Raw genomic sequence first — 21,066 nt, 5'->3', positions numbered from 1 at the left:
ATTACCAGCCAGTCTTTACTGGGCGATTCTCAAAATGTGGCGAGCAATGGACAGGTCCGTATCCGGCCAGTCGCTATCAGCGCGGCAATTTCAGAAATGCACTGTGAAACACGCAGGTCATCGGGGGCTTCGGCCTTCCTTCGCTTTCCCCGGCGGCTCTGACCGCTTTAACGCAGACTTCTAGGGTTTTTCATGACGCGCTACATCTTCGTCACGGGCGGTGTTGTTTCTTCATTGGGGAAAGGCATTGCCTCGGCTTCATTGGCGGCCATCCTGGAGGCGAGGGGACTTAAGGTCACCATGCTCAAGCTGGACCCCTACATCAACGTCGACCCGGGCACCATGAGCCCGTTCCAGCACGGTGAAGTGTTCGTCACCCATGACGGCGCCGAGACCGACCTGGACCTGGGTCACTACGAGCGTTTCATTCGCACCACCATGACCCAGAACAACAACTTCACCACGGGCCGTGTGTACGAACACGTCCTGCGCAAAGAGCGCCGTGGTGATTATCTGGGCGCGACCATTCAGGTGATCCCGCACATCACCGACGAAATCAAGCGTCGCATCATCAAGGGCGCCGGCGATGCCGACGTGGCCCTGGTGGAAATCGGTGGCACCGTGGGTGACATCGAATCGCAACCGTTCCTGGAGGCCATTCGCCAGCTGCGTTTCGAAGTCGGCTCCAAGCGCGCGATGCTGATGCACCTGACGCTGGTTCCGTACATCGCCACCGCAGGCGAAACCAAGACCAAGCCTACCCAGCACTCGGTCAAGGAACTGCGCTCCATCGGCCTGCAGCCAGACGTCCTGGTCTGCCGTTCCGACCACCCGATCGACGTGTCGTCGCGCCGCAAGATCGCCCAGTTCACCAACGTTGAAGAACGTGCGGTGATCGGTCTGGAAGACGCCGATACCATCTACAAGATCCCGGGCATCCTGCACTCGCAAGGCCTGGACGATTTCGTGGTCGAGCGTTTCGGCCTGCAATGCGGCGGCGCCGACCTGTCCGAGTGGGACAAGGTCGTCGATGCCAAGCTCAACCCCGAGCACGAAGTCACCATCGCCATGGTCGGCAAGTACATGGAGCTGCTGGATGCGTACAAGTCGCTGATCGAAGCGATGAGCCACGCCGGCATCACCAACCGCACCAAGGTCAACCTGCGCTACATCGATTCCGAAGACATCGAGAATCAGGGCACAGGCCTGCTGGAAGGCGTGGACGCGATCCTGGTACCGGGCGGCTTCGGTCTGCGCGGCGTGGAAGGCAAGATCACCGCCGTTCAGTTCGCTCGCGAAAACAAGGTGCCTTACCTGGGTATCTGCCTGGGCATGCAGGTGGCGGTCATCGAGTTCGCACGTAACGTGCTGGGCTGGAAAGACGCCAACTCCACCGAATTCGACCGTACCAGCGCGCACCCTGTGGTCGGCCTGATCACCGAGTGGGAAGACTCCACCGGCGCCGTCGAAACCCGTACCGAAGCGTCCGACCTGGGCGGCACCATGCGCCTGGGCGCCCAGGAATGCCTGCTGGAACCGGGTTCTCTGGTGCACGACTGCTATGGCAACGACACCATCGTCGAGCGCCATCGTCATCGCTACGAAGTGAACAACAAGCTGCTGCCGCAACTGATCGATGCGGGCCTTAAGATTTCCGGTCGTTCCGGTGACGGCGCGCTGGTCGAAGTGGTCGAGTCCAAGGATCACCCGTGGTTCGTGGCCTGCCAGTTCCACCCGGAGTTCACCTCCACGCCTCGTGACGGTCACCCGCTGTTCAGTGGCTTCGTCAAGGCAGCGCTCGCTCAACACCAGAAGAACGCCTGATAGGGAATTCATTTACATGGGGCAGAAAATCATCCGCGTCGGTTCCCTGCACAAGGGCATTGACATCGCCAACGACAAGCCGATGGTCTTGTTCGGTGGCATGAATGTCCTGGAGTCGCGGGACATGGCCATGCAAGTCTGCGAAGAGTACGTGCGGGTTACCGAGAAACTCGGTATCCCCTACGTGTTCAAGGCCAGCTTCGACAAGGCCAACCGTTCTTCCGTGACCTCCTATCGCGGTCCGGGCCTGGAAGCGGGCATGCGCATTTTCGAAGAGATCAAGAGCACCTTCGGCGTGCCCGTGATCACTGACGTGCATGAACCGCATCAGGCTGCTGCCGTGGCTGAAGTCTGCGACATCATCCAGTTGCCGGCCTTCCTGTCGCGCCAGACCGACCTGGTCGTGGCGATGGCGAAAACCGGCGCCGTGATCAACATCAAGAAGGCCCAGTTCCTAGCGCCTCAGGAAATGAAACACATCCTGAACAAGTGCGAAGAAGCCGGTAACGATCAGCTGATCCTGTGCGAACGTGGTTCGAGCTTCGGCTACAACAACCTCGTGGTGGACATGCTCGGCTTCGGCATCATGAAGGCTTTCGAATACCCGGTATTCTTCGACGTGACCCACGCCTTGCAGATGCCGGGCGGCCGTTCGGATTCTGCCGGTGGTCGTCGTGCCCAGGTGACCGACCTGGCCAAGGCCGGCATCAGCCAGGGCCTGGCGGGCCTGTTCCTGGAGGCGCATCCGGATCCGGACAACGCCAAGTGCGACGGCCCGTGTGCCCTGCGTCTTGAGAAGCTTGAGCCGTTCCTGACCCAGCTCAAGGCCCTCGATGACCTGGTCAAGGCGTTCCCGACCATCGAAACGGCTTAAAATCCGCTTCTGCGGCACCGTCACCTCCGGTACAGTGCCGCTCGTTTCATTCCCGACCAACGGGTCGGGAATTTCTGTCGTCTCGGGCCTGCCCGCTGTCTAGTGCTCCGAGACGCCAGTCGCTTTTCCCAGCTGCGTCGTTTTCGTCAATCTTGGAGTGTTAACAACAATGGCAAAAATCGTCGACATCAAAGGTCGTGAAGTTCTCGACTCCCGTGGCAATCCCACCGTGGAAGCAGATGTGCTCCTCGACAACGGCATCATCGGCAGTGCCTGCGCGCCGTCCGGTGCTTCCACCGGCTCGCGTGAAGCACTTGAGCTGCGTGATGGCGACAAGAGCCGTTACATGGGCAAGGGCGTTCTGAAGGCTGTGGCCAATATCAATGGCCCGATCCGCGACCTGCTGCTGGGCAAGGATCCGGTTGACCAGAAAGCGCTGGATCACGCGATGATCAAGCTCGACGGTACCGAGAACAAGGCAAGCCTTGGCGCCAACGCCATCCTCGCCGTGTCCTTGGCTGCCGCCAAGGCCGCTGCACAGGATCAGGATCTGCCGCTGTACGCGCACATCGCCAACCTGAACGGCACGCCGGGCGAGTACACCATGCCGGTCCCGATGATGAACATCATCAACGGTGGCGAGCACGCCGACAACAACATCGACATCCAGGAATTCATGGTTCAGCCAGTCGGCGCCAAGAGCTTTTCCGAAGGCCTGCGCTGGGGCACCGAGATTTTCCACCACCTCAAGGCTGTCCTGAAGGCCCGTGGCCTGAACACTGCCGTGGGTGATGAAGGCGGTTTCGCACCTAACCTGAACTCCAACGCCGAAGCGCTGGACGCCATCGCCGAAGCGGTGAAAAACGCCGGCTACAAGCTGGGCACCGACGTGACCCTGGCCCTGGACTGCGCAGCCAGCGAGTTCTACAAGAACGGCAAGTACGTGCTGAGCGAAGAAGGTGAGTACGACTCCGCCGGTTTCGCCGACTACCTGGCCGATCTGGTCAGCAAGCACCCGATCATCTCCATCGAAGACGGTCTGGACGAGTCCGACTGGGATGGCTGGAAAGTCCTGACCGACAAGATCGGCGACAAGATCCAGCTGGTGGGCGACGACCTGTTCGTGACCAACACCAAGATCCTGAAAGAAGGTATCGAGAAGAAAATCGGTAACTCGATCCTGATCAAGTTCAACCAGATCGGCACCCTGACCGAAACCCTGGAAGCCATCCAGATGGCCAAGGCCGCCGGTTACACCGCCGTGATCTCGCACCGCTCCGGCGAAACCGAAGATTCGACCATCGCCGACTTGGCTGTGGGCACCTCGGCTGGCCAGATCAAGACCGGCTCCCTGAGCCGTTCCGATCGCATCTCCAAGTACAACCAACTGCTGCGTATCGAAGAGCAATTGGGCGCCAAAGCTGTATACCGTGGTCGCGGCGAGTTTCGCGGCTGATAGTTAGATGGTAAAAAGGCAGCAGGCGCTGTAGGGCAAATCGTCAAAAGCGATTTATCCTGACGTCCTGATCCACGAGCCCGGTGACCACCGGGCTCTTGGGCATTTGAAATGGTCGGTTTTGCTGTCTTTCTCCACCGGGTAACAGATATTCACAATGCGCAGTTCTAACTGGTTGTTCCTCGTTCTGCTCTTGCTGCTCGCTGGCCTGCAGTATCGCCTGTGGGTGGGTAATGGCAGCCTTGCGCAGGTGGCCAGTCTGACCCAGCAAATCGCCGATCAGCATGCCGAAAACGATGTGTTGCTCGAGCGCAACCGGGTTCTGGACGCCGAAGTGCTTGAGTTGAAAAAAGGCCTGGAAACCGTTGAAGAACGTGCCCGTCATGAACTGGGCATGGTCAAGGACGGCGAGACCCTTTATCAGTTGGCACAGTGACCTCCTGTAAATGACTCAATCCCTTCCTGCCTTCTGGGCAGTGATTCCCGCAGCGGGCGTTGGTGCACGCATGGCGGCAGACCGTCCCAAGCAGTACTTGCAACTGGGCGGCCTCACAATTCTTGAACACAGCCTGCTTTGCTTTCTCGATCATCCCCAGCTCAAAGGGATGGTGGTGAGCCTTGCTGTGGATGATCCTTACTGGCCCACCTTGCCCTGTGCACTGGACTCACGCATTCAGCGGGTCGCCGGCGGCAAGGAGCGTGCGGACTCGGTGCTCAATGCACTGTTGCACCTGCACGCCAATGGCGCCGATGACAATGACTGGGTGTTGGTGCATGACGCCGCGCGCCCGAACCTGGCGCGGTCCGACCTGGACAACCTGCTGGGTGAGTTGGCGCACGATCCTGTGGGCGGCTTGCTCGCGGTACCGGCCAAGGACACCCTCAAACGCGCCGATGCCAATGGCCGGGTTACTGAAACGGTTGATCGCAGCCTGATCTGGCAGGCGTATACGCCGCAGATGTTCAGGTTGGGCGCGTTGCACCGGGCACTGGCGGACAGCCTGGTGTCGAACGTCTCGATCACCGATGAAGCCTCGGCCATCGAATGGGCCGGCCAATCCCCCCGCCTGATCGAAGGCCGCGCCGACAACATCAAAGTCACCCGCCCCGAAGACCTCGAATGGCTGCGCCAGCGCCGCGGTGAATTCAACCGCTGATGCAGTCCCGCAGAAGCGCGCTTGCCCGCGACTGCGATTCGCCTGTGACAAATGTTGCGCCTGACCCGCCGCCATCGCGGGCAAGCGCGCTCCTACAGGGCCGGGGGCGAGTTCGCGGTATTTGCGTGCACCCCAAACCCCGCGGGCAGGCCCGGCTGCTACGGTAACGGTAGTTTTCTGCACTGCGGTAAATTCAACCGTTGGTTGGACGGGTGCACGCGATCCTGTAGGAGTGAGCTTGCTCGCGATTGCGGTGAGTCATTCGCCATCACGGTGCCTGACACGCCGCCATCGCGAGCAAGCTCACTCCTACAAGAGTCGGGGCCAGTTCTCGGTATCTATGTGCACCCCAACCTGTAGGAGCGCGCTTGCCCGCGACTGCGATTCGCCTGTGACAAATGTTGCGCCTGACCCGCCGCCATCGCGGGCAAGCGCGCTCCTACGGGACCGGGGGCGAGTTCGCGGCATCTGGGTTCACCCCAAACCCCGCGGGCAAGCCCGGCTGGTACGGTAACGGCAGTTATCTGCACTGCGGTAAATTCAACCGTTGGTTGGACGAGTGCAGGCGATCCTGTAGGAGTGAGCTTGCTCGCGATTGCGGTGAGTCATTCGCCATCACGGTGCCTGACACGCCGCCATCGCGAGCAAGCTCACTCCTACAAGAGTCGGGGCCAGTTCTCGGTATCTACCTGCCCCCCAACCTGTAGGAGCGCGCTTGCCCGCGACTGCGATTCGCCTGTGACAAATGTTGCGTCTGACACCCCGCCGTCGCGGGCAAGCGCGCTCCTACAGGACCGGGGGCGAGTTCGCGGCATCTGGGTTCACCCCAAACCCCGCGGGCAAGCCCGGCTGCTACCGGTACTCATCCCGCAACGCCAACCCTGTCTTCAGATAATCCACCAGCTTCCTGACCTTGGGCGACAAATGCCGTTGCTGCGGATACAGCGCCCACACTGCGGTATTGGGAGGCTGGTGGGCGTCGAGCAATGAAATCAATGCGCCGCTTTTCAAATGTTCAAGCACGTAATAATCCGGCAACTGACACAACCCCACCCCCTGTAGCGCCGCATCCAGTACCGCTTGCCCACTGTTGCAGCGCCAGTTTCCGTGGACGCGCTGGGAGAATTCCTTGCCGTTCTGCTGCAGCAGCCAACTGTCCGAACTGCCGATCAGGCAGTTATGCCGGTTCAATTCCGACAAGCTGTGAGGCCGGCCATAGCGCTCCAGATACGAGGGCGACGCGCACAGGTACATGCGCCGGGGAGCCAGGCGGGTGGCGACCATTCGCGATTCCTGCAACCGGCCAAGTCGAATCGCCAGGTCCATCCCCTCATGCACCAGGTCCAGGGTGTTATTGGTCAACTCGATGTCCACGCGCAGTTGCGGGTACTCATCCATGAATCGGGTCACCAACGGCGCGATGAAGCGCTCGCCGTATGCCACCGCGCACGTCATGCGCAGCAGGCCCTTGGGTTCGCTGGTCAGATCGCCCACCGCGCGCAGTGCTTCCTCGCGTCCATCCTGCAGACGCTGGCAATGATGCAGGAAGGTCTGGCCGGCTTCGGTCAGCGCCACCTTGCGCGTGCTTCGGTACAGCAAGCGGGTCTGCAGCCGTTCCTCCAGGCGCGCGATCTGCCGGCTGATGTGGGACGACGACACCCCCATGCGCTCAGCGGCTGCGGTGAATTGCCCGCATTCGGCCACCGCGACGAATTCATCCAGTCCATCCCAGCGATTGGTGTACATCGATTATCCCTGTACAGCATTAATGTTTTGCTTTTGTCCGGATTATTCATCAAACGGCACTGCTTTACACTCCTGGTCTGTTTAACCTTTTTTAAACCCGCTGGAGAAGATTGATGATCAAGTCACGTGCAGCCGTAGCCTTCGCGCCAAACGAGCCTCTGCAAATTGTCGAAGTGGACGTCGAGGCGCCGAAAGCCGGTGAGGTCTTGATTCGTACCGTCGCATCCGGCGTTTGCCACACTGACGCCTACACCCTGTCCGGTGCGGACTCCGAAGGCGTGTTCCCGTGCATCCTCGGTCACGAAGGTGGCGGTATCGTCGAGGCGGTGGGCGAGGGCGTCACCTCCCTGGCCGTGGGCGACCACGTGATCCCGCTGTACACCGCCGAATGCCGCGAGTGCAAATTCTGCAAGTCCGGCAAGACCAACCTGTGCCAGAAAGTCCGCGCCACGCAAGGCAAGGGCCTGATGCCCGATGGCACCACCCGTTTCAGCTACAACGGCCAGCCGGTCTACCACTACATGGGTTGCTCGACGTTCTCGGAGTACACCGTGGTGCCGGAAATTTCCCTGGCGAAAATCCCCAAGGAAGCGCCGCTGGAGAAGGTCTGCCTGCTGGGCTGCGGCGTGACCACCGGCATCGGCGCGGTACTGAACACCGCCAAGGTGGAAGAGGGTGCCACCGTGGCGATCTTCGGTCTGGGCGGCATTGGTCTTGCGGCGATCATCGGCGCGAAAATGGCCAAGGCCTCGCGCATCATCGCCATCGACATCAACCCGGCCAAGTTCGACGTGGCCCGTGAGTTGGGCGCCACCGACTTCATCAACCCGAAAGAGCACAGCAAGCCGATTCAGGACGTGATCGTCGAAATGACCGACGGCGGCGTGGACTACAGCTTCGAGTGCATCGGCAACGTACAACTGATGCGCGCCGCGCTGGAATGCTGCCATAAAGGCTGGGGCGAGTCGGTCATCATCGGCGTCGCGCCGTCTGGCCAGGAAATCGCCACCCGTCCATTCCAGCTGGTGACCGGTCGCGTCTGGCGCGGTTCGGCGTTCGGCGGCGTGAAGGGCCGTACCGAGCTGCCAAGCTACGTTGAAAAATCCCAGACCGGCGAAATCCCGCTGGACACCTTCATCACCCACACCATGGGCCTGGACAAGATCAACGAAGCATTCGACCTGATGCACGAAGGCAAAAGCATTCGTTCGGTCATCCACTTCTAAAAGCAGCGACAAGCTACAGGCCGCAAGCTGCAAGAAGGCGCGCCGCTGCCGACTTGTAGCTGACGGCTTGAAGCTTGCGGCTGGGAGGAACGACCTATGAGTCTGGAAAACATCTCGTGCCAGAAAAGCTTCGGCGGCTGGCATAAACGTTACAAACACCATTCCGACGTGCTGGGCTGCGACATGGTGTTCGCGGTCTATCTGCCGCCTCAGGCAGAGCAGGGCGGCAAGCTGCCGGTGGTGTACTGGCTGTCGGGCCTGACCTGCACCGACGAGAATTTCATGCAGAAGGCCGGTGCCCTGCGCATCGCCGCCGAGCTTGGGATCATCATCGTTGCACCGGACACCAGTCCTCGCGGCGCCGACGTGCCGGACGACCCGGACAGCGCCTATGACTTCGGCCTGGGCGCCGGTTTCTACCTGAACGCCACCCAACAACCCTGGGCGCGCCACTACCGCATGTACGACTATGTGGTCAGCGAGCTGCCGAACCTGATCGAGGCGCATTTTCCGGCTTCCGACAAACGCAGCATCAGCGGCCATTCGATGGGCGGGCACGGTGCGCTGGTGTGTGCGTTGCGCAATCCGGGGCGCTACAAATCGGTGTCGGCATTCTCGCCGATCACCAACCCGATGGATTGCCCCTGGGGTCAGAAGGCCTTTTCCCGCTATTTGGGCGAAGACCGCTCGCGCTGGCGCGAATGGGATGCCAGCGTGCTGATCGCCGATGCAGCCGAGCGCCTGCCGTTGCTGGTGGATCAGGGCGATCGTGACGACTTCCTTGCCAACCAGCTCAAGCCCGAGGCACTGGTGCAGGCGGCAAAGGCGGCGGGCCATCCGCTGGAACTGCGCATGCAGCCCGGCTACGACCACAGCTACTACTTCATCGCCAGCTTCATCGAGGATCACCTGCGTCACCACGCGCAAGCACTGGCGGGTTGACGAGGTAATGCAACACCTTGGCCTGATGGCGTGCTCTACGTAGCAGTCCGGCTTGCCGGCGGTGGCGCAATCAAGTCTGTCCCCGCCGGCAAGCCGGACTGCTACGGGATATTGCTGCGCCGCAGCACGCGGTGTTCAGTCAGTCAGACGCCCTAATGTCCGACAAAATAGGTAGAATCACGCCCTGACTTTTTCAGGGCGTTTTTTTATGCGTATTGGCCACGGCTACGATGTGCACCGTTTCGCTGAGGGCGATTTCATTACCTTGGGTGGGGTGCGTATTGCGCACAAGTTCGGGCTGCTCGCTCATTCCGATGGCGATGTCCTGCTGCATGCTTTGAGCGATGCCCTGCTGGGCGCCGCCGCCCTGGGTGATATCGGCAAGCATTTCCCGGACACCGATCCGCAATTCAAGGGCGCCGACAGCCGCGTGCTGCTGCGTCACGTCTTGAAGCAGGTGCAGGCCAAGGGCTGGAAAGTCGGCAACGTCGACGCCACCATCGTCGCCCAGGCGCCCAAGATGGCACCGCACATCGACACCATGCGCGCTTTGATCGCTGAAGACCTGCAGGTCGAACTCGACCAGGTCAACGTCAAGGCCACCACCACCGAGAAGCTGGGTTTTACCGGCCGTGAAGAAGGCATCGCGGTTCACGCCGTGGCGTTGTTGATCGCCCAATGACCGAATTCGAACTGCTGGGCCCGCGGGCCTATGGCGATGCGCTGGGCACTGCGGTACTCAAGGCCACCGCCGAAGATTTTCAAGTGGACGAAGTGCTGGACATTCCACTGTCCGGCGACGGCGAGCACCTGTGGCTGTGGGTTGAGAAACGCGGCCTGAACACCGAGGAAGCAGCCCGTCGGCTGGCCAAGGCCGCAGGCGTGCCGCTGCGCACCGTCGCCTACGCCGGCCTTAAAGATCGCCAGGCCCTGACGCGCCAGTGGTTCAGCATTCAGCTGCCCGGCAAGGCCGATCCGGACATGTCGGCGGCCGAGAACGACACCCTGAAGATCCTCGACAGCAAGCGCCACAAGCGCAAGCTGCAGCGGGGCGCCCATGCGGCCAACGGTTTCACCCTGCGCCTGACGCAGTTGCAGGCCGACAAGGCCGCGCTGGATCAACGCCTGGAAGCGATCAAGGCTGCCGGTATTCCCAATTATTTCGGTGCCCAGCGCTTCGGCTACGAGGGCGGCAACGTCGGCGAAGCCCGCCACTACGCTGAACGCCAGGCATTGCCTGAACAACGCAATGTACGTTCGCGGCTGCTGTCCACGGCGCGCAGCTACCTGTTCAATCAGGTGCTGGCGGCTCGGGTCGCCGATGGCAGTTGGCAGCGCGCGCAGGTCGGGGATCTGCTGGCATTCACCGACAGCCACAGTTTCTTCCCGGCGGGCGAAGCCGAATGCAGCGATCCGCGCCTGGCCATCCTGGACCTGCACCCCACAGGTCCCCAGTGGGGCGAAGGCGCTTCTCCGGCAGCCGGGGCCACCGCCGAGCTTGAAAACAGCATCGCCCAGCGCGAGTCATCGCTGTGTAACTGGTTGATAAAAGCCGGAATGGAGCACGAACGTCGCATCCTGCGACTGCCCATCGGGCGGTTGACGTGGCATTATCCCGAGCCTGACATTCTGCAACTGGAATTCGTCCTGCCGGCCGGATGCTTCGCCACCGCATTGGTGCGTGAACTCGTCGATCTGGCGCCCGCAGGACAGACGGACAGCTCATGCGTATTCTGATTTCAAATGATGACGGGGTCACGGCACCCGGACTGGCTGCGCTCTACGGTGCGCTGGCGGGCTATGCCGAGTGCGCGGTCATCGCTCCCGATCAAGACAAGAGCGGTGCCAGCAGTTCGCTGACCCTCGACAGGCCGCTGCACCCCATCGTTCTGGACAACGGCTTCATCAGCCTGAACGGCACGCCGACCGATTGCGTTCACCTGGGGATTCACGGCCTGCTGGAGCAGGAGCCCGACATGGTGGTCTCCGGCATCAACCTGGGGGCCAACCTGGGCGATGACGTGCTGTATTCCGGCACTGTCGCTGCAGCGCTGGAGGGGCGTTTTCTGCAGCGGCCCTCGTTTGCCTTTTCATTTTTGTCCCGCCAGGTCGATAACCTGGCAACCGCCGCGCATTACGCCCGGCTTCTGGTCGAAGCTCACGACAAGCTCGATCTTCCACCGCGTACCGTATTGAACGTGAATATTCCGAACCTGCCGCTGGACCATGTGCGCGGCATCCAGTTGACCCGCCTGGGGCATCGCACGCGCGCTGCCGCCCCCGTGCAGGTGGTCGATCCCCGTGGCAAGGCCGGTTACTGGATTGCCGCTGCCGGGGATGTCGAGGATGGCGGGCCAGGCACGGACTTTCATGCCGTGATGCAAGGTTATGTATCGATTACGCCGTTGCAGCTGGATCGGACCTATCAGGACGGTTTCAACAGCCTGAACACTTGGCTGGAGGGCATGGCCTGATGTCGCGTGAGCAAGATGATCTGTTACGCCGGGGTGTGGGATTCACCTCGCAGCGAACCCGCGAGCGCCTGATCCAGCGTCTGTACGAAGAAGGCATCGCCAACACCCAGGTGCTGGAGGTGATTCGCAAGACGCCCCGGCATCTGTTCGTCGATGAAGCCCTGGCCCACCGTGCCTATGAAGACACGGCGCTGCCGATCGGCAACAACCAGACCATTTCCCAGCCGTACATGGTGGCCCGCATGAGCGAGCTGCTGCTGGCGGCGGGGCCGCTGGACAAGGTGCTGGAGATCGGCACGGGGTCCGGCTACCAGACCGCCGTGCTGGCGCAACTGGTGGAGCGGGTGTTCTCGGTCGAGCGGATCAAGGTGCTGCAGGATCGCGCCAAGGAGCGCCTGCAGGAGCTGAACCTGCGCAACATGGTGTTTCGCTGGGGCGACGGCTGGGAAGGCTGGCCGGCGCTGGCGCCGTACAACGGCATCATCGTCACGGCGGTGGCCACCGATGTACCGCAAGCGCTGCTGGACCAGTTGGCACCCGGCGGACGCCTGGTGATTCCGGTCGGGGCGGGCGAGGTGCAGCAACTGATGCTGATCATCCGCGAAGAGCACGGATTCTCCCGCCATGTGCTGGGGGCCGTGCGTTTCGTGCCGCTGCTAAACGGGCCGCTGGCGTAAAGACTGTTTTGCAGCTGCAATGAATTCCGCAAGGCGCCGCCTGTCTACAGGCTGGCTGTTTGCGAGGAGGGTCTGCCCGAACGCTGCTGGCCGTTGTGCACAAATGTCGTAACCAGTTTTTCCATGGCTGCCAGTCATCACCAAGACACAATAGGCAGCTTTAATTCAGTCACCGGTAAAGGGAGTGGCGGGTGAGTCTCACAGTCATTCGGCAGCGTATGTCTTCAACATGTTTTCAACGTCTGGTGACTGGCATTGCCCTGAGTTTCCTTCTGGCTGGCTGCTCCAGCTCGCCATCGGGCGGCGTGCGCGTCGTCGATCGCAACGACGGCAAGCCTTCTGCGCCCACCCGTCAGCCGGTCACCACGGGCCAGTACGTCGTCAAGCGTGGTGACACGCTGTTCTCCATCGCCTTCCGCTACGGCTGGGACTGGAAAGCCTTGGCAGCGCGCAACAACATTCCGGAGCCCTACACCATTCACGTCGGCCAGGCGATCCGCTTCGACGGCCGTTCGAGTTCAAACTCCACGGCCGTTGCAACTGCGCCTGTGGTGATTGCACCGAGTACATCGAACACCACAAATTCGCCATCGGGTTCAATCAAGACCACGGTCATTACACGCCCTGTAGGTGCAACTTCAGGTAGCACTTCCACTACCACGCCGCCAGCGGTGACCGCACCGGTCAATACACCCGTAGTTGCTGGCGCGCGTTCGCCGAGCGGCTGGGCCTGGCCAACTAGTGGTGTTTTGATCGCCAAATTTTCTTCAAACGGTAGTTTGAATAAAGGAATTGATATCGCGGGTGATTTGGGACAGCCTGTTTTAGCCGCGTCTGATGGTTCAGTGGTGTACGCCGGAAGTGGATTACGGGGCTACGGCGAGTTAGTAATCATCAAACACAGCGATACCTACGTCAGTGCTTACGGTCACAACCGTAGGCTGTTGGTTCGGGAGGGGCAACAGGTCAAGGCAGGGCAGACAATTGCCGAGATGGGGTCAACGGGGACTGATCGGGTGAAGCTCCATTTCGAGATTCGCCGTCAGGGCAAGCCAGTCGATCCACTTGGATTTTTGCCGCGTCGTTGATCGGTTACCAGCCTGTTCCTGCCGTAGAGGGGACAGGCTCACGTGATGCCAGGGAAAAAGGCGCCACTGGAGCTTGAGGTCGAACTCATCAAAGGACTATAACAATGGCTCTCAACAAAGAAGTGCCGGAGTTTGACATAGACGACGAGGTTCTCCTGATGGAGCACGGGATCGTCCTGGATTCTGCAACGGATGAGAAGCCAGCTACACCTTCTGTTCGTGCGAAGACCAAAAACTCCGCAGCACTCAAGCAGCACAAGTACATCGACTACACGCGGGCACTGGATGCTACGCAGCTGTACCTCAATGAAATCGGCTTTTCACCCTTGCTTTCCCCGGAGGAGGAGGTCCACTTTGCGCGTCTGTCGCAAAGCGGCGATCCGGCCGGGCGCAAGCGCATGATTGAAAGCAATCTGCGCCTGGTGGTCAAGATCGCCAGACGCTACGTCAATCGTGGCCTGTCATTGCTGGACCTCATCGAAGAGGGCAACCTTGGCCTGATTCGGGCGGTCGAAAAATTCGATCCGGAGCGCGGTTTCCGGTTCTCTACCTACGCGACCTGGTGGATCCGTCAGACCATCGAACGCGCGATCATGAATCAGACGCGGACCATCCGCCTGCCGATTCATGTGGTCAAGGAGCTCAACGTCTACCTGCGCGCTGCGCGGGAACTGACCCAGAAGCTCGATCACGAACCTTCACCCGAAGAGATCGCCAACCTGCTCGAGAAGCCGGTCGGTGAGGTCAAGCGCATGCTCGGCCTGAATGAGCGGGTATCCTCCGTTGACGTGTCCCTGGGGCCGGATTCGGACAAGACCCTGCTCGACACCTTGACCGACGACCGCCCTACAGACCCCTGCGAGCTGCTTCAGGACGACGATCTGTCCCAGAGCATCGACCAGTGGCTGTCGGAGCTGACCGACAAGCAGCGCGAGGTGGTGGTGCGCCGCTTCGGCTTGCGCGGCCACGAAAGCAGCACGCTGGAGGATGTGGGCCTGGAGATCGGCCTGACCCGCGAAAGGGTTCGCCAGATTCAGGTCGAGGGCCTCAAGCGCCTGCGTGAAATCCTCGAGAAGAACGGCTTGTCGAGTGAGTCATTGTTTCAGTGAAACAAGCAGTTCGCGCAAGTTGATGGCGAACTAGCATCAAATAAAAGCCCCGAACAGTCGGGGCTTTTTTTATGTGATGAAATGATGTGACAACGATGAATAATTGGTTAATCCGGACTACAGGAATGTTTATCCGGTGTGAAGAGAATCTGTAGGGATCTATTACTTTAGTTGTAAGCGATTTCTTACGTGACTTGTCAGATATTGCACTATTTCAAGTGCGCACACGCCTTTTAATTATGAGTGAAATTATACAGGTCGCTGATTTCCCTGCTGTTTATTTTTGTTGAACATGTGTTCATGAATACTTTTGAAAAATCAGGGTGGTTGCTCTGGATCGTTAAATCACTAATATCAGACCTGTGCCGACGGATTGGCACAGGCGGTTAAGGAAGACTGCTCAGGGACATCGCAGGATGCGATTCATCAGGATGATGACAAAGGATTAAATGGAATTACGGAAAAAATGTGGGCGGGTCAAACCGCCCCTTTTTTTCGCCTGCAGGAAAGTGCCCTCGCAAAAGGACGTCCAGGTTTTCTCTGGCCCCTGAACGCAAAAAAGACCCCGCAGGGTCTTTTCTGGTGTCGCACCGGGCTTAGCGCTCCAGATGCTCGATCTTGCCTGGCTTGCCATCCCACTCCGCAGCATCCGGCAGCGGATCCTTGCGCTCGGTGACGTTAGGCCAGACATCCGCCAGCTCGGCGTTCAGCTCGATGAAGTTTTCCATGCCGGCCGGAATCTCGTCTTCCGAGAAGATCGCTACGGCAGGGCATTCAGGCTCGCACAGAGCGCAGTCGATGCACTCATCCGGGTGAATCACCAGGAAGTTCGGGCCTTCGTAGAAGCAGTCCACCGGACAGACTTCTACGCAGTCGGTGTATTTGCACTTGATGCAGTTGTCGGTGACGACGAAGGTCATTTCTAATTCTCTCCTCAGGCGGCGGCAGCAGAGCCCCTCACGTCAGGGTTGCTCGGTCGGGAACGGTCCCGGGCCATTCTGAACACCGCCAGCGCAGCCCCATGCCGACAGGGCATGCAGGCTTGGCTTTGGTTCGGCGGTGTTCGAACGCGGCTCGGATGTCTTACGGCACGGCTGCTGGCCGTACCGTTCCCAAACCGCGCGGGATTCTAACAGCTTGTAACGAACACCGTTAGATCCGGTTTTGCAGTCCATATAACCATTCGATAGCTTGGCGCGGCGTCATGTCGTCGATTTTCAGCTTCGACAGCTCCTCGAGCACCGGGTGCGGCAGGCTGGCGAACATGTCCGCCTGCTGCGGCGCCGGCGCTTTTCCAGGCTTGGGCTTGGGCTGCTCGTGGGGCAGGCTGGTGGTTTCCAGACGCTGCAGATGCTCCTTGGCTCGGCTGATGACCTTGCCTGGAACCCCCGCCAACTGGGCCACGGCCAGGCCGTAGCTCTGGCTGGCCGGCCCCGGCAGCACGCGGTGCAGGAAGACGATCCGCTCGTTGTGCTCGGTGGCATTGAGGTGCACGTTGGCCACCAGCGGCTCGCTTTCCGGGAGCACGGTCAGCTCGAAATAATGCGTTGCAAAGAGGGTGTAGGCGCGCAACTGGGCGAGACATTCTGCCGCAGCCCAGGCCAGCGACAGACCATCGAAGGTACTTGTCCCGCGGCCCACTTCGTCCATCAGCACCAGGCTCTTGTCGGTGGCGTTGTGCAGGATGTTCGCCGTCTCACTCATTTCCACCATGAAGGTCGAGCGCCCGCCCGCCAGGTCATCGCTTGAGCCGATGCGGGTGAAGATGCGGTCAACCAGCGACAGCTCGCAGCTGGCCGCCGGTACGAAGCTGCCGATGTGGGCCAGCAGCACGATCAGCGCCGTCTGGCGCATGTAGGTGGATTTACCGCCCATGTTCGGGCCGGTAATCACCAGCATCCGGGTGTTGTCGTGCAGGTCCAGATCGTTGGCCACGAAAGGCGTCGACAGCACCTGCTCGACCACCGGATGGCGGCCCTGCTCGATGCGCATGCACGGCTCGTCGGTGAAGCGTGGGCAATTAAGGTCCAGGTTCAGGGCACGCTCGGCCAGGTTGCTCAGTACGTCCAGTTCGGCCAGCGCGGCAGCGGTGTCCTGCAGCGGCGCCAAGTGCCCGATCAGGTCTTCGAGCAATGCTTCGTAAAGCATTTTTTCCCGAGCCAGGGCGCGACTCTTGGCGGACAGGGCCTTGTCTTCGAACTCTTTCAGCTCAGGGGTGATGAAGCGTTCGGCACCCTTGAGCGTCTGGCGACGAATGTAGTCGGCCGGCGCCTGTTCGGCCTGCTTGCTCGGCAATTCGATGAAGTAGCCGTGAACCCGGTTGTAGCCGACCTTGAGGTTGGCAAGGCCGGTGCGGGCTTTCTCGCGGGCTTCCAGGTCGATCAGGAACTGGCCGGCGTTTTCACTCAGTGACAGGAGTTCGTCCAGCTCGGCGTCGTAACCGGTCTTCAGTACACCGCCGTCACGGATCACCGCCGGCGGGTTGTCGATGATCGCCCGCTGCAGCAGGTCCGCCAGTTCCGGGTAGGTGCTGGTGGTCACTGCCAGTTGCTGGATGTGCGGGGCTTCCAGTTCGGCCAGCGCCAGTTGCAGCTCGGGCAGCGCCGCCAGGGCGTCGCGCAGGCGGGCAAGGTCGCGCGGACGCGCATTGCGCAGGCCGATACGCGCCAGGATGCGCTCCAGGTCGCCGATTTCCTTGAGCTGCGGTTGCAGCTGTTCGAACCGGTAGCGCTCCAGGAAGCAGCCGATCGATTCCTGACGTGCCTGCAACACTTTGAGGTCGCGCAGCGGGCGGTTCAGCCAGCGGGTCAGCAGGCGGGTGGCCATGGCGGTCTGGCAACGGTCCATCACCGACTGCAAGGTGTTGTCGCGCCCGCCTGCCAGGTTGGTATCCAGCTCCAGGTTGCGGCGGCTGGCGCCGTCGAGGATGACCGTGTCGTCCATGCGCTCGTGGCGCAGGCTGCGCAAATGGGGCAGGGCGGTGCGCTGGGTTTCTTTGGCGTAGCTCAGCAGGCAGCCGGCGGCGCCGATTGCAAGCGTCAGGGTCTCGCACCCGAAGCCTTTGAGGTCCTGGGTGGAGAACTGTTGGCACAGGCTCTTGTGTGCCGAATCCCGCTCGAAATCCCATGGTGCGCGACGGCGCGAGCCACGGCGTTTCTCGGCAGGCAGCCCTTGTGGCCAGTCGTCCGGGATCAACAGTTCGACCGGGTTGATGCGCTCAAGCTCGGCCAGCAGGTTTTCCCAGCCCTTGATTTCCTGAACGGTGAAATTGCCACTGGTGATGTCCAGCACGGCCAGGCCGAACAGGCGCTCGTCACCCAGCACGGCGGCGATCAGGTTGTCGCGGCGCTCGTCCATCAGCGCTTCGTCACTCACGGTACCTGGGGTGATGATGCGCACCACCTGACGTTCGACCGGGCCCTTGCTGGTGGCCGGGTCGCCAATCTGCTCGCAGATCACCACGGATTCGCCCAGCTTGACCAGCTTGGCCAGGTAGCCTTCGGCGGCGTGGTAGGGAATTCCGCACATCGGGATGCTTTGCCCGGCAGACTGCCCGCGGGCGGTCAGGGTGATGTCCAGCAGCTTGGCGGCTTTCTTGGCGTCCTCGTAGAAAATCTCGTAGAAGTCACCCATGCGATAGAACATCAACTGGTCTGGATGCTGGTTCTTCAGCTTCCAGTATTGCTGCATCATTGGGGTATGGCTGGAGAGGTCCGTATTCAAAGGGCTGAACTCAATCTGTCTTTTTGACAAGGGAAATTCGTCTAATACTACAGGGATTTTTTCGGCAATGTCGGCGGCTCAGCGATGTCGATTTCGCGCAGCCGCAGGTAACGGGCGGTCATTTTTGCGTCCGTGTGGCCGCCAAGTTTCTGTGCGTTATTGCCCTGCTTGTCGGTGTCCGTCAGGGACTTGGCGCGCAGGTCGTGGAGCGTTGCGCCCTTGACCTTGGCCTTGCGGCAGTCCACCCGAAACGCCTGCTTTGCCGTGTCGTAGCTGACCGGCTTGCCCGCGCTGCGAGCGGTGAACAGGGTCAGGCCGCGAACCTTCCGAGGTAGAGCCTTGATCCTGGCAATCAGCGCCTCAAGGTCTGGCGTCATCCTGACAATCAGTCGGGCTTTGGTCTTCTGCTGCGCAAAGTAGATGCCCTCGTCACTGATGTCAGCCAGGCGGATGTTCAGCACGTCACTGATGCGCTGACCGGTTAGGTAGCACATTTCGTAGATTGACCGCATGTTGTCGCTGGCAACTCCGCATATTGCGTGAAACTCGGCGTCGCTGAGGTATCGGTCACGCTTCTTCTCGGCGTGCCGTTTGATGCCGATGCACGGATTCGAGTCGACCAGTCCTTTCTCAAGCGCGTAGGCGAAAACCATGCGCAGGAACGAGATGACCCGGTTGTTCATGTTCGGCGTGGCCGCGCCGTGCATTTTGATGGCGGCCACATGGCGCGGCAGCACGTCACGCGGCTCGAACTCGGCCAACTGGTCTTTGAGCTTTTCGGCGGCCGCCTCGTACTGCGAGATCGTGTTGGCTGCCAGCTTCGGCTTCATGTAGGCCAGAGCGTCGTCAATTAGCTCTGCCATGCCTCCTTTCCCAACTCGCCCTTTCTCCCGGGCGTACAGCATCAGGGAAGCCTGGTAGTCCGTGTCCAGGCGTTTCCATTTCCCCTTGCGCACCAGGTAGTAAGCCCCGTGCTTGAAGTACATGCACGCCGGCAGATGCCGGTCTTTTTTGCGAGGGCGCATATTCCCTTCCTCATGCAAGCCGCAGTTGCGGTCCTTTCTTCGATTGAATCCCACCCAGGCGCGCTACGACCACTTCGCGCAGCACCTTCGGGTGCCCATCACCACCGACCGCGAATCCGTATCGTTCTGCGTCCAGCCATTTGATCTGCGCGCTCGGTTTAAGATAGCCCGTCAGGTCGGCCACCTCTTTTGCTGTCAGGAACATGGCTATCTCCGGGGCTATGCGGGGTTGATCAGGCTGGGGCGCAGCGATTCGCGGACCTTGTGGGCTTCATCCAGTCCTTGCTCAATCGCCACAATCTCTTTGTCGAAGTGAGTCTGCGCGTCAGTTGCATCTTCGGGGGGCAGCTCGCCCGGTCCGCGCAACGTGTTGTAGATCCACGACATCCCGTCCTTGGCGCCTTTACCGTGCTCCCACTCAATGACGGCGCAGCGCATCGCGAGCAGATTGCGGCCGAACAGCAAGTCCATTTCCTTGATCATGTTCTTCGCTTTCTTCAGGTCGAGCTCAAGCTTGGCGTTCTGTTCGCGCAATCCATTCACTTCCGCCTGTGCGTCATCGACCACCACTTGCGCCGGGTGACGCTCAATCCAGTCGCCGACACCCTCGGCCCGGACTACTCCGTTACCTTGATCGTTCAGCAGGAAACCGTACTTTGGAATCGCGTTGAGGCGATCCCAGAATTCATAACCCTCGCGGGTTTGGATATTTCGAGACATAGCGATACCTCGCCCGCCGTACACCGGCAGGCATGTGGATGATAGGGAAGGGGTTAGGCTGATTAGGGCTGAAATTTTCTTCTGTTGCTAAATAACTGATTTTTATAGATTTATAGTATTTTTATGCTTGCGCTGCTTGTAATCTGCCAATCTCACACCAACTGAATATCTATGTGTACCGTATTGAAGGTTTCCGCTCATCCGCCGATAGACATATCAGTAGCGCGCGGAACACTCCTTGATTGGTCGCAAATAGGCATTGCGGAACTGCACAAAAGGGCTAATGTCGTAACTATGTCGATTGGGTGGGGCGTCCAGGAAGGAGGTGGATGTATTGACTGGGTCAATGAATGAATTCACCAAAATGTAATTGACTCGGTAGCGCTCCTGATTGATTGTGTGTGTCCTTGGTTGACAAGGTAGGTTCCTGCTGTAGAATCCCGCGACATTTTTATGATTTGCCGGGGATTACGGATGAGTCCGATGCAGAAAGTGGAAGCTGTACGTCATTTGTATGACGCTCTCCTTCACGCAGCAAACCGTGTGTTGCACCAGGCAAAAAATTTCCACATTAGCGTTTTGCAGCTCGAGAACCCTACCTACGCTGAGGTTGCAGCCCAGTTTAGGGAGGTGGCATCACTGATTAGCTTCTTGGCTAGTGAGATCGATGACTCGCTAACCGGTGCAAAAGCTGATGAGTACGTATCTTGCATGGAAGGGATTGCCAAGGCGATTGACGCCGATGATGCGAATGCCCTTAACGAATTTGTGAAACAACTAGACGCGAGGCCTTTCCAGTGAAAAAGCTATCTGACTTCGAATTTGCCGCTATTGCCCGTAAAGCAGCCGCTATTCTTGAGTCCATCGAAGCCAAGCTAGATGCCGTTGATGCGGCTCTTGAAGCTCATGTGGGCGCCAAGAAAGCTGCTTGATAGCATCTTCCAGAGAAAGAACCCGCTTCGGCGGGTTTTTTTATGTCAAAAATTTGAATGCTGTCGTCATCACCGCGCTCAGGCGCAGCAGGC

The 21,066-nt window shown here is 60.0% G+C and carries 21 protein-coding genes; 15 read left to right on the top strand and 6 right to left on the bottom strand.

Going from position 1 to position 21,066, the window contains the following annotated elements; genetic code table 11:
* Nucleotides 1-192: 192 nt before the first annotated feature.
* The 5 genes from NPS29_RS16875 to ispD all read left to right on the top strand — a co-directional run bounded on the left by NPS29_RS16875 (nucleotide 193) and on the right by ispD (nucleotide 5,311).
* Nucleotides 193-1,824 carry a CTP synthase gene (locus tag NPS29_RS16875; protein ID WP_274133874.1) on the top strand — a complete coding sequence of 544 codons (1,632 nt, stop codon included), beginning with the start codon at nucleotides 193-195 and terminating at the stop codon, nucleotides 1,822-1,824.
* Between the two features lie 16 nt (nucleotides 1,825-1,840).
* The gene (gene kdsA, locus NPS29_RS16870; protein WP_274133873.1) at nucleotides 1,841-2,698 is read left to right on the top strand and encodes a 3-deoxy-8-phosphooctulonate synthase; all 858 of its coding nucleotides are present in this window, start codon (nucleotides 1,841-1,843) and stop codon (nucleotides 2,696-2,698) included.
* 169 nt (nucleotides 2,699-2,867) lie between these two features.
* A complete protein-coding gene (eno, locus tag NPS29_RS16865; protein WP_274133872.1) occupies nucleotides 2,868-4,154 on the top strand; it encodes a phosphopyruvate hydratase in 1,287 nt (428 codons plus the stop codon).
* 157 nt (nucleotides 4,155-4,311) lie between these two features.
* Nucleotides 4,312-4,590, top strand: coding sequence for a cell division protein FtsB (gene ftsB, locus NPS29_RS16860; protein ID WP_274133871.1), 279 nt, complete (start codon nucleotides 4,312-4,314; stop codon nucleotides 4,588-4,590).
* 10 nt (nucleotides 4,591-4,600) lie between these two features.
* Nucleotides 4,601-5,311 (top strand): 2-C-methyl-D-erythritol 4-phosphate cytidylyltransferase, encoded by a 711-nt coding sequence (gene ispD / locus NPS29_RS16855; RefSeq protein ID WP_274133870.1) that lies wholly within the window; start codon nucleotides 4,601-4,603, stop codon nucleotides 5,309-5,311.
* Nucleotides 5,312-6,163: 852 nt separating this feature from the next.
* Here ispD and NPS29_RS16850 read toward each other — a convergent pair.
* Nucleotides 6,164-7,057, bottom strand: a complete 894-nt coding sequence (locus NPS29_RS16850) for a LysR substrate-binding domain-containing protein (RefSeq protein WP_274133869.1) — start codon at nucleotides 7,055-7,057, stop codon at nucleotides 6,164-6,166.
* A gap of 113 nt (nucleotides 7,058-7,170) precedes the next feature.
* On the opposite strand from NPS29_RS16850, the gene NPS29_RS16845 reads away from it, so the two are divergent.
* The 8 genes from NPS29_RS16845 to rpoS all read left to right on the top strand — a co-directional run bounded on the left by NPS29_RS16845 (nucleotide 7,171) and on the right by rpoS (nucleotide 14,573).
* Nucleotides 7,171-8,283, top strand: coding sequence for an S-(hydroxymethyl)glutathione dehydrogenase/class III alcohol dehydrogenase (locus NPS29_RS16845; RefSeq protein WP_274133868.1), 1,113 nt, complete (start codon nucleotides 7,171-7,173; stop codon nucleotides 8,281-8,283).
* A gap of 96 nt (nucleotides 8,284-8,379) precedes the next feature.
* Entirely contained in the window at nucleotides 8,380-9,225 is an 846-nt protein-coding gene (gene fghA, locus NPS29_RS16840) for an S-formylglutathione hydrolase (RefSeq protein ID WP_274133867.1), read from the top strand.
* Nucleotides 9,226-9,433: 208 nt separating this feature from the next.
* Nucleotides 9,434-9,907, top strand: coding sequence for a 2-C-methyl-D-erythritol 2,4-cyclodiphosphate synthase (ispF, locus tag NPS29_RS16835; protein WP_274133866.1), 474 nt, complete (start codon nucleotides 9,434-9,436; stop codon nucleotides 9,905-9,907).
* On the top strand, nucleotides 9,904-10,962 hold the full coding sequence (gene truD / locus NPS29_RS16830; RefSeq protein WP_274133865.1) for a tRNA pseudouridine(13) synthase TruD: 1,059 nt from the start codon (nucleotides 9,904-9,906) through the stop codon (nucleotides 10,960-10,962). The genes ispF and truD overlap by 4 nt, the downstream gene beginning before the upstream one ends.
* A complete protein-coding gene (surE, locus tag NPS29_RS16825; RefSeq protein ID WP_274133864.1) occupies nucleotides 10,950-11,699 on the top strand; it encodes a 5'/3'-nucleotidase SurE in 750 nt (249 codons plus the stop codon). Before truD ends, surE begins: the two co-directional genes overlap by 13 nt.
* Nucleotides 11,699-12,376 (top strand): protein-L-isoaspartate(D-aspartate) O-methyltransferase, encoded by a 678-nt coding sequence (locus NPS29_RS16820; protein WP_274133863.1) that lies wholly within the window; start codon nucleotides 11,699-11,701, stop codon nucleotides 12,374-12,376. The genes surE and NPS29_RS16820 overlap by 1 nt, the downstream gene beginning before the upstream one ends.
* Before the next feature lie 191 nt (nucleotides 12,377-12,567).
* Nucleotides 12,568-13,464, top strand: coding sequence for a peptidoglycan DD-metalloendopeptidase family protein (locus NPS29_RS16815; RefSeq protein ID WP_274133862.1), 897 nt, complete (start codon nucleotides 12,568-12,570; stop codon nucleotides 13,462-13,464).
* A 104-nt stretch (nucleotides 13,465-13,568) separates the two neighbouring features.
* Nucleotides 13,569-14,573 carry an RNA polymerase sigma factor RpoS gene (gene rpoS, locus NPS29_RS16810; protein ID WP_081565880.1) on the top strand — a complete coding sequence of 335 codons (1,005 nt, stop codon included), beginning with the start codon at nucleotides 13,569-13,571 and terminating at the stop codon, nucleotides 14,571-14,573.
* A 596-nt stretch (nucleotides 14,574-15,169) separates the two neighbouring features.
* Here rpoS and fdxA read toward each other — a convergent pair.
* The 5 genes from fdxA to NPS29_RS16785 all read right to left on the bottom strand — a co-directional run bounded on the left by fdxA (nucleotide 15,170) and on the right by NPS29_RS16785 (nucleotide 20,041).
* Nucleotides 15,170-15,493: a ferredoxin FdxA gene (gene fdxA, locus NPS29_RS16805; RefSeq protein WP_274133861.1), complete on the bottom strand. Its 324-nt coding sequence runs from the start codon at nucleotides 15,491-15,493 to the stop codon at nucleotides 15,170-15,172.
* Between the two features lie 232 nt (nucleotides 15,494-15,725).
* Nucleotides 15,726-18,266 carry a DNA mismatch repair protein MutS gene (gene mutS / locus NPS29_RS16800; protein WP_274133906.1) on the bottom strand — a complete coding sequence of 847 codons (2,541 nt, stop codon included), beginning with the start codon at nucleotides 18,264-18,266 and terminating at the stop codon, nucleotides 15,726-15,728.
* 77 nt (nucleotides 18,267-18,343) lie between these two features.
* Nucleotides 18,344-19,321: a tyrosine-type recombinase/integrase gene (locus NPS29_RS16795; RefSeq protein WP_274133905.1), complete on the bottom strand. Its 978-nt coding sequence runs from the start codon at nucleotides 19,319-19,321 to the stop codon at nucleotides 18,344-18,346.
* Nucleotides 19,322-19,331: 10 nt separating this feature from the next.
* On the bottom strand, nucleotides 19,332-19,526 hold the full coding sequence (locus tag NPS29_RS16790) for a DUF4224 domain-containing protein (protein WP_274133860.1): 195 nt from the start codon (nucleotides 19,524-19,526) through the stop codon (nucleotides 19,332-19,334).
* 14 nt (nucleotides 19,527-19,540) lie between these two features.
* Nucleotides 19,541-20,041, bottom strand: coding sequence for a hypothetical protein (locus NPS29_RS16785; protein WP_274133859.1), 501 nt, complete (start codon nucleotides 20,039-20,041; stop codon nucleotides 19,541-19,543).
* 483 nt (nucleotides 20,042-20,524) lie between these two features.
* On the opposite strand from NPS29_RS16785, the gene NPS29_RS16780 reads away from it, so the two are divergent.
* Nucleotides 20,525-20,842, top strand: a complete 318-nt coding sequence (locus NPS29_RS16780; protein WP_274133858.1) for a hypothetical protein — start codon at nucleotides 20,525-20,527, stop codon at nucleotides 20,840-20,842.
* Nucleotides 20,839-20,973, top strand: a complete 135-nt coding sequence (locus tag NPS29_RS16775) for a hypothetical protein (protein WP_274133857.1) — start codon at nucleotides 20,839-20,841, stop codon at nucleotides 20,971-20,973. The genes NPS29_RS16780 and NPS29_RS16775 overlap by 4 nt, the downstream gene beginning before the upstream one ends.
* Nucleotides 20,974-21,066: the final 93 nt, after the last annotated feature.

Origin of the sequence: Pseudomonas putida (genome assembly GCF_028682175.1) — a bacterium.
GTDB classification, from domain to species: Bacteria; Pseudomonadota; Gammaproteobacteria; order Pseudomonadales; family Pseudomonadaceae; genus Aquipseudomonas; species Aquipseudomonas putida_AD.
Note: the sequence above shows the minus strand (reverse complement) of the source record. Positions and strands in the feature narration are given on the sequence as shown.